General features: G+C 37.2%; 13 protein-coding genes and 1 pseudogene. 9 read left to right on the top strand and 5 right to left on the bottom strand.

Annotated elements, in window-relative coordinates:
* Positions 1–11: 11 nt before the first annotated feature.
* The 5 genes from CAPGI0001_RS10305 to radA all read right to left on the bottom strand — a co-directional run bounded on the left by CAPGI0001_RS10305 (position 12) and on the right by radA (position 6436).
* Positions 12–1415, bottom strand: coding sequence for a hypothetical protein (locus tag CAPGI0001_RS10305; RefSeq protein WP_002669663.1), 1404 nt, complete (start codon positions 1413–1415; stop codon positions 12–14).
* Between the two features lie 14 nt (positions 1416–1429).
* The gene (locus CAPGI0001_RS10300) at positions 1430–2755 is read right to left on the bottom strand and encodes a hypothetical protein (protein WP_002669691.1); all 1326 of its coding nucleotides are present in this window, start codon (positions 2753–2755) and stop codon (positions 1430–1432) included.
* Positions 2756–2767: 12 nt separating this feature from the next.
* Positions 2768–3940, bottom strand: a complete 1173-nt coding sequence (locus tag CAPGI0001_RS10295) for a hypothetical protein (protein ID WP_002669667.1) — start codon at positions 3938–3940, stop codon at positions 2768–2770.
* 14 nt (positions 3941–3954) lie between these two features.
* The gene (locus CAPGI0001_RS10290; protein ID WP_002669652.1) at positions 3955–4965 is read right to left on the bottom strand and encodes a hypothetical protein; all 1011 of its coding nucleotides are present in this window, start codon (positions 4963–4965) and stop codon (positions 3955–3957) included.
* Positions 4966–5062: 97 nt separating this feature from the next.
* Entirely contained in the window at positions 5063–6436 is a 1374-nt protein-coding gene (gene radA, locus CAPGI0001_RS10285; RefSeq protein WP_002669643.1) for a DNA repair protein RadA, read from the bottom strand.
* A 221-nt stretch (positions 6437–6657) separates the two neighbouring features.
* Between radA and CAPGI0001_RS10280 the strand changes: the two genes are divergently transcribed.
* The 9 genes and pseudogenes from CAPGI0001_RS10280 to CAPGI0001_RS10235 form a co-directional block, all read left to right on the top strand.
* Complete coding sequence (locus CAPGI0001_RS10280; protein WP_002669681.1) at positions 6658–7938, top strand: anthranilate synthase component I family protein; 1281 nt, start codon at positions 6658–6660, stop codon at positions 7936–7938.
* Positions 7935–9578 (top strand): anthranilate phosphoribosyltransferase, encoded by a 1644-nt coding sequence (trpD, locus tag CAPGI0001_RS10275; RefSeq protein ID WP_002669641.1) that lies wholly within the window; start codon positions 7935–7937, stop codon positions 9576–9578. The genes CAPGI0001_RS10280 and trpD overlap by 4 nt, the downstream gene beginning before the upstream one ends.
* Before the next feature lie 14 nt (positions 9579–9592).
* A complete protein-coding gene (locus tag CAPGI0001_RS10270) occupies positions 9593–10030 on the top strand; it encodes a hypothetical protein (RefSeq protein WP_040360252.1) in 438 nt (145 codons plus the stop codon).
* 22 nt (positions 10031–10052) lie between these two features.
* Positions 10053–10781, top strand: coding sequence for an indole-3-glycerol phosphate synthase TrpC (locus tag CAPGI0001_RS10265; protein WP_002669695.1), 729 nt, complete (start codon positions 10053–10055; stop codon positions 10779–10781).
* On the top strand, positions 10781–11425 hold the full coding sequence (locus CAPGI0001_RS10260) for a phosphoribosylanthranilate isomerase (RefSeq protein WP_002669687.1): 645 nt from the start codon (positions 10781–10783) through the stop codon (positions 11423–11425). Before CAPGI0001_RS10265 ends, CAPGI0001_RS10260 begins: the two co-directional genes overlap by 1 nt.
* 9 nt (positions 11426–11434) lie before the next feature.
* Entirely contained in the window at positions 11435–12622 is a 1188-nt protein-coding gene (trpB, locus tag CAPGI0001_RS10255) for a tryptophan synthase subunit beta (RefSeq protein ID WP_002669677.1), read from the top strand.
* Positions 12615–13376, top strand: coding sequence for a tryptophan synthase subunit alpha (gene trpA / locus CAPGI0001_RS10250; protein WP_002669639.1), 762 nt, complete (start codon positions 12615–12617; stop codon positions 13374–13376). The genes trpB and trpA overlap by 8 nt, the downstream gene beginning before the upstream one ends.
* Positions 13377–13701: 325 nt before the next feature.
* Positions 13702–16607: pseudogene (locus CAPGI0001_RS10240) on the top strand (serine hydrolase domain-containing protein).
* A gap of 24 nt (positions 16608–16631) precedes the next feature.
* On the top strand, positions 16632–16898 hold a 267-nt coding region (locus CAPGI0001_RS10235), incomplete at its 3' end, for a DUF1963 domain-containing protein (protein WP_002669682.1).

The raw sequence follows: 16898 nt of genomic DNA, 5'->3' as shown, positions 1-16898 counted from the left end.
ATTAAAATATTTTATTCGTAATAGGTAAAAGTTCTTTCGTAGATATAGTTCTTTCCGTTATTATATTTTTCTATTTTGATAAGATTTTGATAGCTATCATAAGTATAAAATGTTTTTTCTATTGCTTTATTTCCTTTGTAAGTTGTTTTAGAAAGTAAGTTATTATCTTTGTCATAAGTATAAAGTACTTTATATACTTCTTTATTTCCTTTATAAATTATTTTAGAGAGTAAGTTATTGTTTTTGTCATATCTATAAATATCTTTATCGGCTTCTTTATTATTATTATAAATAGTTTTTGTAAGATTATTAGCCATATCATAACTATTTGTCCAATATTCTTTTTTATTATTGCTGTATAATAGTTCTGTTTTTATTATTCTATCCTTATCATCATAATAATGAATATAAGTTCTTGCTATTTCTTTTCCTTCATAATCATAGAATTTCTTTATACGACATTTTTCATCATATTGTATTTTTTCTTTAGTAGTACTGTAATAATGTCCATTAAAAAATCTGGTAGATTTTTCTTCTATAAGTTGGTTGTCTTTATAATGATAAAATATATGTATTTCGTCTCCACTTCTATTCTTCTCATAAATTTCTATAGGTAAGTTGTCTTTATAAATGTTCTTAATGAGAATATTCTCATCTCCATCTATATTTTCTGTAGCCAAGATAAGTCTGTTCTGGTCATCATATTGGTACTTAGTGATACTTTTTTGACTGATAGAGAATTGTGTAAAATAATAATCTTTTTTGATAAGGTTGTCTCTTTCATCATATTCAAGTTTGTATTCAGAGCGTAATTTTCCTTTTGAATAATCAAGCTTCTTTATAAGCTTTCCCTTGTTATTATAAGAATAGATAGCAGTTTCTGTGAGTGTATCTTTGTTGTAATAATGACTTTCTAAGAGCTGTTGCTTGTCATTATATTTGTATAGCTCTCGGTAAAGAGAAAGGGGATCACTTTCTTTAAGACTATAACCTTTTAATTCTTGTAATAGTCCTAATGGATTATAGAAATAAGATTTTTCTTCTATATAAGTTCCAAAGTTTTCTCCCCATATAAATTCTCTTAGATAAATAAGACTATCTTTTTCGTTGTATCTCCTTTCATATTTGCTACTTATATTGCCGTGCATATCATATTTGATAAATAGAATTTCTCTTCCTTCTTTATCAAAGCCATAAGTATAATTATTATCAAAAAGCTCCTTTTTTATAGTGTCATATTTATTATACTCTATAAAATAATGGGCAGTATGCATAGTTTTTACCTTTCCTAAAAGAGGTTTTTTGAACTCATCATTTATAGCAGGATTTATTTTGTATTTCTCTACTTTGTTAGCTGTATTTTGAGCAACTATGGTGATACAAAAGAATAGAAAGGGAATTAAAAGCTGTTTCATAAGACTAAAATATTTTATTCATAATAGGTAAATGTTCTTTTGTAAATATAGTTCTTTCCATTATTATATTTTTCTATTTTTATAATATTTTGGTACTTATCATAAGTATAAAATGTTTTTTCTATTGCTTTATTTCCTTTGTAAGTTATTTTAGAAAGCAAGTTATTGTTGTTGTCATAAGTATAGCTATCTTTGTCTCTATAATCATTGTTCTTATAAATAGTTTCTATTAGGTTTCCTATTGTGTCATAATTATCTATCCAATATTCCTTTTTGTCTCCTGTATATAATAGCTCTGTCTTTATGACTCTGTCTTTGTTATCGTAATAATAGGTGTAGGTTTTTTTTATTTTATTTTGTTTGTAATCAAATGATTTTTTTATACGACCCTTTTCATCATATAAAATCTTCTCTTTGATATAATCATAATAACATCCATTAAAGAAACTTTTAGAAATAACTTTATTTATCAATTTTTTATTCTTGTAAGAATAAAAAATATGTACCTCTTCATCATCTCTATTATCATAAATTTCTATAATTAAGTCATCTTTATATATAATCTTTAAAATAATTTCTTTTGTATCATCATCTTCCTTTGTAAAAAGAATAAGTCTGTTTTTTGCATCATATTCGTATTGTTTTACGTGTTTATAATCTGTTTTTATATAGTTTTCAGTCTTTTTTATAAGGTTTCCGATATGATTGTATTCAAATTTTGTATCAGTATATGGCTTATTATCAAGATAAAAAAGTTTCCTTAAAAGATTTCCTTTATTATCATACCAATAAAGAACTTGTCTCTTCAAAGAATCATTTGAGTAATAAGAGTTTTCTATAAGTTTTTGATCATTATTGTATTTATAAAGTTCTCTTCTATGGGAGATACCTGTATCAGGATCTTCTTCATAACTTTTTTCTTCAATGAGAAACCCTTTATCATTATATGAATAGGAGTTTTCTTCTATATAAGTTTCATCTTCACCCAAGATTTTTGTCTCTTTTGAATAGAGCAAACGGTCTTTTTCATTATATTTTTTTATTTCTTTATTCCAAATATTCCCTTCTTTATCATACTTGATAAATTCTATTTCATTTCCTCTTTCATCAAAGCCATAAGTATAATTTTCAACAAAATGTCCTCGTTTGATAGTATCTTTCAATACAGTTACAACTGTAGAATAGTGAGCTGTATGTACTTTTTTTACTTTTCCTAAAAGAGGTTTCTCAAAAGGATAAGCTAAGTCAGAATCTATTTTGTATTTTTCTACTTTGTTAGCTGTATTTTGTGCAACTATTACAGTAGTAATGAATAGAAATGGGATTAAAAGATGTTTCATAAGACTAAAATATTATTTGTAGTAGGTAAAAATTCTTTCATAGATATTAGTTAGTTTTCCTTTATAATATTCCTCTATTTTGATACAATTTCCTATAGCATCATAATAGTAAAGTGTTTTTGGATTTCCTTTTTCCCTTTTCCAAGCTTTTTCTATAAGGTATCCTTCAGGAGAATACTTATTTTCCCAAGTGGATTTTTCTTGTCCTTTCTTATAAGAAGTACCTTTGATTTCTTTTCTGTTTTCATCATAGAAATAGTTCGTTTCTTGCTCTAAAATATTTCCTTGATATTCTAATTTTTTAATTATTTGACCTTTTTCGTTATATTTTGTAATAACTTTTCTATCTATGATATAGTCAATTCCTATTCCTGTATAGTAACTTTCTGTTTCTATAAGTTTTCCTTCTTTATAAGTGTATAATAAGTAGGAATGATCATCATATTCTTTAATAAGTGTATTATTTTCATAAATTCTATTGGTAAGGACATAGGTTTTTTCTCCTTTTTCTTTTTCTGTAATACGAATAAGATTTCCTAAGGTATCATATTCGTATATAGTAGTGGAATGTTTTTTAGGATTTTTCTCTTTTTCTTTTTTTTCGAGGAGTTTACCCTTAGCATCGTAAGTATAGAGAGCAGTATAGAATAATTTGTCCTTATAATAGTCTTCCTCTTTGATTATATTGTCTGCCTCATTATAAAAATATAGAGAAACTTTTGAACCATAACGGTCTATGTCTTCTCTCTCTACAAGTAAGTTTTTATCATTATATAGATTGAACCTTTCTGCAGAGTGGCGAATACTATCTATTACATAAGAGATTTTTCGGTAGGTGAGACTGTCTGCCTTATTGAATGTTTTTATCTCCCAATCCATAAGATTTCCTAGCGCATCATAAGTATAAAAAGCTATATCATTACCTCTTTTATCAAAGTGATAAGTGTAGGTATAAGGATTAATTTTATTCTTATGGAAAAGATGATATACAGCAACAGGAGTATCTCCCTGATATTCTATCCTACAACCGACCGTATGGATCGTTTTTATTTTTCCACGAAGAGGTTTAGGAAAAAACTGATCGTATCTTTCGTTTGTTTTATAGGGAATAGTATCTTTATTAGCTGTATTTTGAGTAACTATGGTGATACAAAAGAATAGAAAGGGAATTAAAAGCTGTTTCATAAGACTAAAATATTTTATTCATAATAGGTAAAGATTCTTTCGTAGATATGGGATAGTTTGTCGTTGTAATATACTTCCTGCTTGATCCAGTTATTATGCTCGTCATAAAAATAGATTATTTTTTGAGAAAGACGACTATTATTTTCTTCAATCAAATTTCCCTTTTTATCATATTGGTATGTAGCATAAGAATTATATTGACTATCATCAGGAAAGGTGTAGACATTTTTTATTTTTCTTCCTTTTTCATCATACTCATATGTTATGTTATTTTGTAATTTATGACTTATATAGACATCACAAGATATAGGAAGTTCTTTGTCATTGTGTGTATATATAGTTTCTGTATTTGTAAAATAACACCCTTCAAAACTGCTACTTTCTTCTTTTTTAGTTTTTAATTTTTTATTTTCATAGAAATAAGTATGGGTATAAGAATAGTTTTTTTCTCCATAATATTCTTCCATTAGTAAATCATCTTTGTAAGTTCTTTTGAAAATATTGAGTGTGTCTTCTCTATCGGTGTTTTTTTCTTTTACAAAAATAAGGCGGTTTTTGTTATCATACTTATATTTTCTTATATATTTGTAGTTTTTTTGAGTATCTTCATAGGTTTCTTCTATTTTATTGGCGTGTTTGTCATATTTGTAAGTATAGCTTCCTATCAAATCATTGTTTTTATAATATAATTCTTTTATAAGTAAGTCATTTTCATTATAGGAGTATAGAAATTTTTTCTCTTCTATGAGTTTGTTTGAATTATCATATTTATTAGTTTGAGTTATATTACCTTTTTCATCAAAAAGATAATAATATTCATGATCATAATTCTCACAAGTCGTTCTTATGATATCTCCTTTATAATTGTTTATAACCTTACAGCTAATAGAACTTAGAGATTTTACTTTTCCAAAAAAATCGCCTATTGTTTTATGTGTTTTTCTATTTTTTCTCGGTAAAGGATCATTTTGTCCCCATATAACAATAGAGAAAAGGAATAAAACGGGGAATAAATAGTTTTTCATAGTATTATAAATTAAAATTATCTTACAGAACGGAGTATTTTTGGTAGTGATTCCTTCTAAAATTTCCAATTATGAGTGCCTTGTCGGAATATTTCAGTTAGCCAAATAGGTGAGCGATGACCTCTTCTACTTTGGCATAAGTGATGACATTGATATTGCTTTTACCAGCGGTGAGCTTACAGTATTTGGAGATAAAAATGGTATCAAAACCGAGCTTTTCTGCCTCCGAGATACGTTGTTCTACTCGCTGTACGGGTCGTATTTCTCCTCCTAAACCTACTTCGGCGGCAAAGCAAAAGGTCTTAGGGATCGCCACATCTTCGTTGGAGGAGAGTATCGCCATAGCCACACCCAAGTCCGTGGAAGGATCATCTACCGAGATACCCCCTGTGATGTTCAGAAACACGTCCTTACTCCCTAAGCGAAAGCCTGCACGCTTCTCCAGTACCGCGAGGAGCATATTCAGGCGCTTAGCATTGAATCCTGTAGTAGAGCGTTGAGGGGTTCCATATACAGCGCTACTCACAAGGGCTTGTATCTCAATCATGAGTGGGCGCATACCCTCTATAGTAGCTACAATGGCGGTACCAGAACTGTTTTCATCTGTCTTGGAGAGCAGTACTTCTGAGGGATTGCTCACTTCTCTAAGGCCTGTGGAAAGCATCTCATAGATGCCCAATTCGGAGGTAGAACCAAAGCGGTTTTTCAGCGCTCTGAGGATACGGAATACATGGTTGCGGTCGCCCTCGAACTGTAGAACAGTATCTACCATGTGTTCTAATATTTTAGGGCCTGCTATGGTACCGTCCTTGGTGATATGCCCTACAATGATCACGGGTACTCCTGTGAGTTTGGCATATTTGATGAGCTCTGCTGTACATTCTCGTATTTGGGAGATACTTCCTGCAGAGGCCTCTATATAGTCCGAGTGGAGGGTCTGTATAGAGTCTATGATAAGGATTTCAGGATCAAGTTCTTTTATCTGTTGGAAGATGTTTTGAGTCTTCGTCTCGGTAAGTATATAGCAGTTGTTGCGGGCATTGGTGATACGCTCCCCACGCATTTTGATTTGCTTTTGGCTTTCTTCACCCGATACATATAGGGTTTTGTAGGGCATGCGCATGGCAATCTGTAGCAACAATGTACTTTTTCCTATTCCAGGTTCGCCTCCTATAAGCACCACCGATCCAGGGACAATCCCGCCCCCAAGTACGTTGTTCAGTTCTTGGTCACCACTGTCCAATCGCATTTCCTTTTCCGTGGTAATCTCATGCAGGGGAATGTATTTGTTAGTTTTCTTCGAGCGAGGAGTATCTGACTCATCGTCCTTTTTCCATTGGTGCTTTTCTTCCTTTTGGATTACTTCTTCCACAATGGTATTCCACTCCTTACAGGCATAACACTGTCCTTGCCATTTGCTATATTGAGCCCCACAATTCTGACAGAAAAAAGCGGTTTTTGTCTTCGCCATTTTATTTTACTTTTAAAATAAATTTTTTAAGATTTCTATATGCAAAAGTCTTGCCAGTTTCTTTACATAGAAGCTATTGGGGACAAAGATACGAATATTTATTGTTTGATAGCTTATGTTAGATAAAAAAATTATTTTCTTTCTCAAATGTATGAAAATTTTCTTGTTTTTCTTTAATTAATTTAATATCTTTGCGCCTTTAATCACTAACAACTGAAAATATGTTCTTAACTGCTCCTCCTCTTTTTTATTATACTTTTATCAAAGAAAGATATAAGAATTCCTACTTGGCCGAGGATGTCAATCAGGTGATTATTGGGATTGACTGTGATTACTTGGATGCCTACAAGTATAGTTATACTTCCTTAGAGCAATACCACCAAAGACAGAAATCTATTGCTCCTTTTGCAGGGCTTTTCGGGGTGTTCTCTTATGAGACTATTCATTTTTTTGAACAAATTCCTGAGAAAAGTCAAAAGCAATATGACTTTCCTGCTTTTGTTTTTGCCAACGCCAAGGCTTATCTGCACTATTCTAAGGTGAGCAAAGTATATTCTTTTTATGGGGATGAGCAGCAGTATTTTCACTTCTTAGAAGAAGCTACCGTTCAAGAGAATCCTACAAGTCCTGAGGTTTTCTACCAATTGCATACAGATCTTGCACAAGAGCGGGCTCATTTCTACCAAATGGTAGAGAAAGCCAAGGAGTATATACGCTCTGGCGATATTTTCCAGGTGGTACTAAGTGAGCAGTTATCTTTGGAAAGTAACTTGGATTCATTAGATTTCTATCGTTACCTAAGTCAGGCCAATCCTTCTCCCTATATGTTTCACTTTCCTACTCCTTATGGCGAGGTAGTAGGCTCTTCGCCTGAGATTCTGGTAGATATCATAGGTAGTCAGATTCATATAGCCCCTATAGCAGGCTCACGTCCACGTGGGAAGGATGCTAATGAGGACTTGCGCTTGGAACAGGAGCTATTGGCTGATCCTAAAGAGTGTGCCGAGCATCGTATGTTGGTGGATTTGGCGCGTAATGATATAGGCAAATTCGCTCAAAAGGGTTCTGTGGTAGTCAAGGACATGATGCACATACTTCGCTACGAACATATCATGCATATAGAATCCCATGTGTATGGAGACAAGCGAACTGAAGTGTCTCCTTTTGAGGTGATTTCCATCGTCTTTCCTGCAGGAACCCTCAGTGGTGCTCCGAAAATACGGGCTATGGAGATTATTAATGAATTAGAATCTTTTAGGCGCAATGTCTATGGAGGGGGGATCGGATTTCTGCATTTCAACGGCAATGTACAATTGGCCATAGTTATACGTAGTGCCTTCTTTGAAAAAGCCAATGCTGAGAATGAGCAAGTATCAAAGGTCTTTATCCAAGCAGGAGCCGGTATTGTATATGACTCGGTTTCGGAGAAGGAATATGACGAGATCTGCCACAAGCGGGCTTCTGTACTGAATGTATTTACTAAAAATTGCAAAGAGAAATGATACTACTGATAGATAATTACGATTCTTTTGTATTCAATGTAGCACAATATCTCCAGGAACTCACAGAAGAGGAGGTCAAAACAGTGCGTAATGATGCCATTACATGGGAGGAGATCACAGCTCTAAATCCCTCTCGCATCGTACTTTCCCCAGGACCAAAGCATCCTAAGGATAGTGGAATTTGTTTGGAGATTCTTCAGAAAAACACTACTATTCCTGTCTTAGGAATTTGCTTAGGACATCAGGCTTTTGGCTTGGTCAATGGGGCAGAAATTAACCGTATGGAAGTGCCGCTACATGGGAAAACCTCTGCTCTAAGGGTAACTGATGATAACACCTTACTCTTTAGAGGGTTGCCTAAGCAGTTTCAGGTAATGCGCTACCACTCTCTCTATGTAGGAAAGGAGCAACTTCCTGAGAATATTCGTATTACAGCTCTTTCAGACGATGATATCATTATGGCTTTAGAACATAAGGAAAAGCCTATATATAGTATACAGTTTCACCCCGAATCGTTCTTTACTGAGTATGGCAAACACATTATTAAGAACTTTATCACCTATACTCAGAAGCTACAACCCTCAGTGGCTGACAACCATGCTCAAGAGAGGGCAAGAGCCAATGAGGTGTTCAAGACAGCACTAAAGAAGTTACAGGAAAATATTCCTTTAACCGATGGAGATTTCAAGGAAATTTGTGCAGTTATCCATACCAAACAGTATGATATCGTTCAGTTAGGAGCTCTTTTGGTTTTAATCTCTGAAAAAAGTCTCTATCCGGAATCCTTAACAGCTTTTGTAAGGAATATTTTAGCCTATAGTGCCACCTTTGCTGATGAGAGTCCTATGATAGACCTTTGTGGTACAGGGGGGGATGGCCTCAAAACAATCAATATCTCTACCACGGTAGCCTTTATTGTAGCAGCTATGGGGGTGAAGGTAGCCAAGCATGGCAACCGCTCAGTAACCAGCCAGAGTGGTAGCTCCGATGTATTAGGTCGGTTGGGGATTCCTTTGGAAAGCAACCTTTTAACCCAACTGGAACACCTACAAAAGGAACACTTGGCTTTCTTCCATGCACCTTTTTTCCATCTTTTGGTAGGGGAGGTGAAGGAGGTACGACAGAGGCTTGGTATACGTACAGTATTCAATGTGTTAGGCCCTCTATTACACCCCAATACCAAGCTCAAGTATCAGCTGGTAGGTCTCTACCACGAGCCTGTACAGCGCTTATATGCCGAGACACTCCAGCTATTGGGTAGGAAACATGCCTTGGTCGTAAGGGGTAATGATGGCTTGGACGAGATTACTCTCTGCGATGAGACTAAGATAGTAGAAGTCAAGGACGGAAAGATCCTTGAATATACCATCGCTCCCGAGATGTTTGGTTTCAAAAGGGCTTTCCATGCGGATATACAGGGAGGCACCCCAGAGGAAAATGCTGAGATACTTCTAAGAACGCTCAAGGGAGAAGAGCAATCTCCCAAGTCGGATATAGTGATTCTTAATGCTATGTTTGCACTCTATACAGCTGACTTTGTCAAGCACCCTGCCGATGCTAAACCTCTTATTCAGGAGGCTATTCGTAGTGGAAAAGTGTATGAACACTATCTTAAAATGATTAATGCCAACAAAGAGTAATCATTTCAGAAATAATGAGACAAAAACTACTAAAATACGTACTATTTATAATGGCTATCTTTGTAACAGATGCTGTTTTCTTATTCTTATCCATGAAGGATTATAAGGATAGTATGTCCTCCTCTTGCTTAGAATGCTCTTTTTGGAAAGATATTTTTGTATTTTTACTTATAGGAATGGGTGTTTTGGCTATACTACTCACTATTTTATTTAGAATAGTGAAAAAAAGAGGGTATTTGTATGGGCTGATTTTGATTTCTCTATTATCCATATTCTACAGTATTGATTATATGCTCTTTGTAGATAGAGTAGCCGCTTGGAGTACTTACTCTCTAAAGGAGACATGGATTACCATATTTTGGGATTCTTATAGGTATTTTCCTATGCTTATGCTTATATATGTTCTTCTGACAAATAGGCTCATTAAAGAAATAGAAAGCATTAATAATTAATAATTGATAATTAACAGTTACTTTGGATATACTATCACAAATAAAACAGCAAAGAGACCTCCAACTCCAGCGGGAGCTGGACTCTGTGGTGCGTCCTTCTTTCCATAAAGCGCTGTCACAAGAAGGCATACGTATTATAGGCGAGATCAAGCGGGCTTCTCCCTCCAAGGGACAGATCGCACTGGAGAATTTCGACCTCTTAAAACAGGCAACTCATTACGTGGAGCATGGGGTAGCAGCTTTTTCTATCCTAACGGAAGAGGCTTATTTCAAGGGAGATAACACTTTTATTCCCCAAGTGGTGGAGGCTTTTCCTAAAGTGCCAATCCTTAGAAAAGACTTTATCTATACTCCTTTTCAGGTAGCACAAGCTAAGTTCTTAGGGGCTTCTGCTATCTTGTTGATTGTCAGAATGCTTTCTGATGAGCAATTACAAGCACTACATGCCTTGGCCTATGACTTGCAAATGGATGTATTGGTGGAGGTGCATGATGAAGCTGAACTGCAGAGAGCATTACGTATTCCTCAGTTGAAGATATTGGGAATTAATAACCGTAACCTCAATACTTTTGAGGTTTCCCTGCAGACTACTGAACGTTTGCTTTCTTTGATTTCCGAAGAGCAACGCACTTCACTCCTGGTGGTAAGTGAGAGTGGCTACCTTAGTAAGGAAGATCTACATTATGCCGAGACTCTTGGAGTGGATGCACTTCTTATAGGGGAAGCTCTCATGAAAGGACTTTTATTCTGATGGAAAAAACAGCTTTGAAAATATGCGGTATCCGTAGTTTGGAGGAGATACAAGACTTGAAGGACTTGCCCATTGATTATTTTGGGTGTATCTTTGCTCCAAGGAGTCCTCGCTGTGTATCAGTGGCATTAGCCAAAGAAATTACCGAGATAGCTCATAGCGAAGGCAAGCAGACTGTAGGAGTCTTTGTAAATGCTCCACTTGAGCAAATAGCAGATACAGTGAACCTTACAGGGATAGATGTGGTACAACTCCATGGAGAAGAATCTCCAGATATTTGTAAGATGCTGACAACAAAAGGGATAACGGTATGGAAGGTATTTTCTATAAAGGATAAGCTTTTACCTATGGAGGACTATTTGCCCTATATGGATTTACCTCTGTTGGATACTAAGGGGGTATCCGAAGGAGGCAATGGATTGGTTTTCAATTGGCAACTATTGGAGAGGCTTACACCTTATAGCTTTATCTTGGCAGGAGGAATCTCTGTAGAGAATGTACAAAAGGCACTTAGCTACCAACCTGCGATCATAGATGTCAATAGCAAAGTGGAGCAGAACAACCGAAAGAGTCGCCAGCTTATAGAAAAGCTGATAAAAGAAATAGAGAAATATAGGAGTGGAATACAGAAATATAATAAATAACCTAATAATATGACAAATAAAGCCTATTTTGGAAACTTTGGGGGGCAATATGTGCCTGAAACGGCCATGTTTGCTCTCATAGAGTTGGAGAAAGAATATGAAAAAGCTAAAAATGATCCTTGTTTTCAGGCAGAATTGGAGGATTTGCTTAAGAATTATGTAGGACGCCCAACACCCTTATACTATGCAAAGAACCTTAGCGCACACTACGGACATGATATCTTTCTTAAGCGGGAAGATCTTAACCATACAGGTGCACATAAGATCAACAATGCTTTAGGACAGGTACTCTTAGCCAAGCGTATGGGCAAGAAAAAGGTGATTGCCGAGACAGGGGCAGGTCAGCATGGAGTGGCTACCGCCACCGCTGCTGCCCTCTTAGGATTAGAATGTGAGGTGTATATGGGAGCTGTAGATATGGAGCGTCAGCAGTTGAATGTCTTTCGTATGGAGCTCTTGGGTGCCAAGGTGGTGGCTATAGAGGACGGTCTCAAGACCCTCAAAGAAGCTACTACAGCGGCCATACAGTCTTGGGTGGCCGAGATAGAAACTGTTTTCTATGTGATTGGTTCTGTGGTGGGACCTCATCCTTATCCCACTATAGTGAGAGATTTTCAGTCCGTGATAGGTCGTGAAGCTCGTAAGCAACTATCTACTCAGGACAAGCATGCCGATCATGTTATCGCTTGTGTAGGAGGAGGAAGCAATGCTATAGGTATCTTTGCAGGTTTCTTGGACGATCCTGCCACTCAGCTCTATGGGGTAGAAGCCGGAGGTGAAGGGATAGATACAGACCGACATGCGGCTACTCTTACTCTGGGGCGAGAGGGAATTATTCACGGGATGAAAACCTATGTTCTGCAGGATAAGTACGGCCAGATAAGCCCTGTACATTCTATCTCTGCTGGCTTAGATTACCCAGGTATAGGCCCTGAGCATGCCCATCTGTTCCAAACCAAGCGAGCTCACTATGCTCCTATTACCGATACTGAGGCTATGGAGGCTCTATTGCTCACGACTCGTAAGGAGGGAATTATCCCCGCTATAGAGAGCGCCCATGCTTTGGCTTATCTAAGCAAACTCTGTCCGACGCTTCCTAAGGATAAGAAACAAACTATTGTAGTGAATGTATCGGGTAGGGGAGACAAGGATATGCACACCGTTTTTTCAATCTTAAAAGGAGAAAAATATGAATAATAATAGTATAAATTCAGTATTCGCAGCAAAAGAAAAGGTCAATATAGGCTATATTGTAGCGGGTTATCCCAATGTGGATTTTACTAAGGCGTTTCTCTCTCAGCTTGATAGAACTGCTATAGATATCTTGGAAATAGGTATTCCTTACTCTGATCCCTTGGCCGATGGTAAGCTCATCTCACAGGCCTCCTTTGCTGCTTCCCAAGCAGGAGTAACCACCGATACCGTTTTTGACCTGCTCTCTTCGGTAAAAGGGCAGGTGCATAAGCCCTTGGTCTTCTTAGTTTATTACAATTTGATTTTTGCCTATGGGATAGATGCTTTTTTAGAGAAATGTGTAGTGGTAGGCATTCGAGGATTGATTATTCCAGACTTGCCTTATGAAGAAGCACAAGAGTTAGTAGAAAAGCTTAGAGCACATCATATAGCCTTTATCCCATTGGTAAGTGTAACCTCTCAGGGGCGTATTGCTCCTATTGTTTCCTTGGGAGAAGGTTTTGTATATGCAATTGGTTCCTTGGGGGTTACAGGAAGTAAGCAGGTGGATCTACCACGTCTCAAGGAGTTTATCACTCAGGTAAGAGCACAGACTTCCCTTCCCGTATCTTTAGGTTTTGGCATCAAAACCCATGCCGATGTGGAACAGATGCGGCAGTATGCTGATGGAGTGATTGTCGGTACCAGCATTGTCGCTCTTACCTCCTCGGGCGACCTTGATCAAACCATTATTCAGATAAATACACTTTTTAAATAATTATTAATTGTTAATGGTTAATTGTTAATCTCGTAGGGGCGAATTGCAATTCGCCCTTTTATATTTTTACAATTCGCCCTTTTGTATTTTTGCAATTCGCTCTTTTGTATTTTTACAAATTTCCCTTTGTATTTTGTAATTTACCCTATGTATTTCTTTCAATTCACCCCATGTATTTTCTTCAATTTGTTCTTTTATTATCTCACTAAGGCAGTAGATGATCCGCCAAATTGCTAATGAGCTCATTTAGCAATTGTTTATAAATTATCTTTTGGTGAGGAGCTATTTTTCCTTATTTTTGCTCTTTAAAATACAAAAACCAAAAATGAGATTTTTTACCTTACTACTTTTTATTCCTATTTTTTCTTTTTCGCAGAATATAGATCCACTTCGTACCAAAGACGAACAAGCACAAACCCGCTGGGTCGATAGTATCTATAAAACGATGAGCTTAGAGCAAAAGATAGGGCAACTTTTTATGGTACAAGCATTTAGCTCACATACAGCCAAGCAACAAAAACCTATCAAGGAACTTGTCAAAAAGTACCATATAGGAGGGATTATCTTCTCCAAGGGAAGTCCTGTAGCTCAAGCCAAGCTCACCAATGAGTTTCAAGAAGCCGCTCAGGTACCCTTAATGATAGCCATGGATGCCGAATGGGGACTGGCTATGCGCTTGGACTCTGTATATGCCTTTCCGTGGAATATGACTCTCGGAGCTCTCAAGGATAATGCCTTGGTGGAGCAAGCAGGAAAGCGTATCGCTCAGCACTGTAAGCGCTTAGGCGTACATATTGATTTTGCTCCTGATATAGATATCAATACCAATCCACAAAACCCTATCATAGGCAACAGATCCTTTGGCGAAAGCAAGTTCAATGTTGCTCAAAAGGGGGTGGCTTTTACCAAAGGGATGCAGAGTGTAGGAGTCTTGGCCTGTGGAAAGCACTTCCCTGGGCATGGTGATACTGAAAAAGATTCTCATAAGACCCTTCCTACAGTTTCTTTTTCCCGCGAACGCTTGGAAAGTACCGAGTTTTTCCCCTTCCAAAAACTCATTGGAGCAGGGGTAGCCTCCCTAATGGTAGGACACCTGAATGTTCCTGCCTTGGACGAAGGTAAGCCAGCATCTATTTCTTATAAAATCGTCTCTGGGCTCATAAAGCAACAGCTGGGTTTCCAAGGGCTGATCTTCTCTGATGCTTTAGGGATGAAAGGGGTAGCCGATTATGCAGAATCCTCTCAGGTGGATTTACAGGCCTTTTTGGCAGGAAATGATGTACTACTTATGTCCTCTGATCCTATTAAGGGAATAGAGACACTCAAAAATGCGTATAGTGCTGGTACCATCAACGAATATCGTTTGGCACATTCTGTCAAGAAAATTCTTAAAGCTAAGTATTGGGCAGGACTCAATAAGTACAAACCAGTGGCTCTGACTAATCTGACCAAAGACCTCAATACCAAGGAGGACGATCTTCTTACTGAGAAGATTTATGAGAAAGCTATTACTCTTCTGCAGAATGCCAAAAATGTACTCCCTTTGAAGAACTTAGATACTAAGAAAACTGCTTATATCAAGTTTGGAGACGATTCAGGTTGGGAGTTTTTCAAGAACTTGCGCTACTATCAGGATGTAGTACAGCTCAAGAGTGGCTCTTGGGAATCACTCAAGAAGGAAATGGCACCCTTTGATCGTATTATCATAGGTTTGCACCGATCCAATGCTTCTCCTTGGGCAGACTATAAGTTCAATGCCCAAGAGCTTGCTCTACTACAAAAAATAATAGGTGAGAAGAAGGAAGTGATACTTACGGTCTTTACTAAGCCCTATGCGCTTTTGGATGTGCCAGACCTAAGCCCTTTTGCTGCGGTGGTTGTAGCTTATCAGAATGCTCCTTTTGCTCAGCAGAAGGCCGCCCAACTCATCTATGGGGCGATTCCCTTTGAAGGGGTATTACCAGTAACAGCTCACAAAGGAGTTCTTTTTGGGCGTAACCTTCCGACCAAGCCCCTGAACCGCTTGGCTTATGGATTAGCGGAGAATGCAGGGTTGAACTCAGCCAATTTCTACAAAATAGACTCCATTGTAACCGATGCTATCCAAAAACAGATGACTCCTTCGGCACAAGTATTGGTGGCACGCAATGGAGTAGTGGTTTATCAAAAAAGTTTTGGACGCTGCACCTATGACAAGAATGCCGAACAAGTAACCAATAATACTTTATATGACTTAGCTTCTCTTACCAAGATACTCGCTACAGTACCTGAGTTGATTGATCTGTATGACAAACAAAAAATCAAACTCAATGCTTCTCTCGCTACCCTGTTGCCTATGCTTAGCGGGACCAACAAAGCAGATATCACAGTCAAGGAAGCTCTTTCTCACTATGGACAGTTACAAGCTTGGTTACCTTTCTATCGTAAAACTATTGATAGCAAGACAAAAGTTCTTTCTACTGACATCTATAATGCAACACTTACATCAAAATATCCTACTCAAGTAGCGGAGAATATTTTTATAAAGGAAAATTATCGCGATACTATCCTTCAATCAATAGCCCAAAGTGATCTTATAAAGCAAAAAAATACCTTTATAGTGATCTTTCCTATTACCTTTTTCAGAAATATATAGAAATGACTAAGGGAAAACCACTGAATGAGGCTGTGGAAAAGGATTTTTACCAAAGTATGGGTGCTTATCAGCTCACTTTTCTACCCCTAAAGCACTTTCCTAAAGAACAGATAGCGCCTTCTGAGGATGATAAGAGTTTTCGCCAACAGCTTCTTCGAGGTTATGTAAATGATCAGGGAGCGGCGATGCTCGGTGGAGTAGCTGGTCATGCAGGGCTTTTCGGTACGGCCAATGATGTAGCCAAGATGATGCAGCTTTTCCTACAGAAAGGTTACTATGGGGGAGTGCGCTACTTCTCCGCCAATGCTTTTGATGCTTTTAATAAGAGTTATTTTATCTCCGAACGCAATCGCCGTGCCTTGGGCTTTGACAAACCTCAGCTTCCAGGGCAGGGAGGTTATACCTGTGGCTGTGTATCGCCTGAGAGCTTTGGTCATACAGGTTTTACAGGTACCTTGGCTTGGGCAGACCCCGCCACTCAGACCATTTATGTATTCCTCTCCAACCGTACCTTTCCCACTTCTGATAACAAAAAACTGATTACCGAGAATATCCGCGCCAAAATCCAAAAGGTAGTACAAGAATCCTTGATGTAGTTTTGAGTTTTTAATTTTTAGTATATGACCCCTACACAAGCACAAATCGAACAATTCGTTGCTAACCTCAATGCTACTACCCAGCGGGAGGTGATTCGTATTTCGCTGTCTTTAGCTGATAACTTAGCCCTTACCGATAGCAAATTTGGTGGAACACCCTATATCCCTAAGGACGGCACTCTACCTACCAGTGTCAATGGCAAACCGCTGTTTATGTTGGCGCAAATCAATTGTGAGCAGTTGCTGGAGAATACTTTGTACCCCCAAAAAGGACTCTTGCAGTTTTGGATA

Source organism: Capnocytophaga gingivalis ATCC 33624 (genome assembly GCF_000174755.1).
GTDB lineage: Bacteria > Bacteroidota > Bacteroidia > Flavobacteriales > Flavobacteriaceae > Capnocytophaga > Capnocytophaga gingivalis.
Note: the sequence above shows the minus strand (reverse complement) of the source record. Positions and strands in the feature narration are given on the sequence as shown.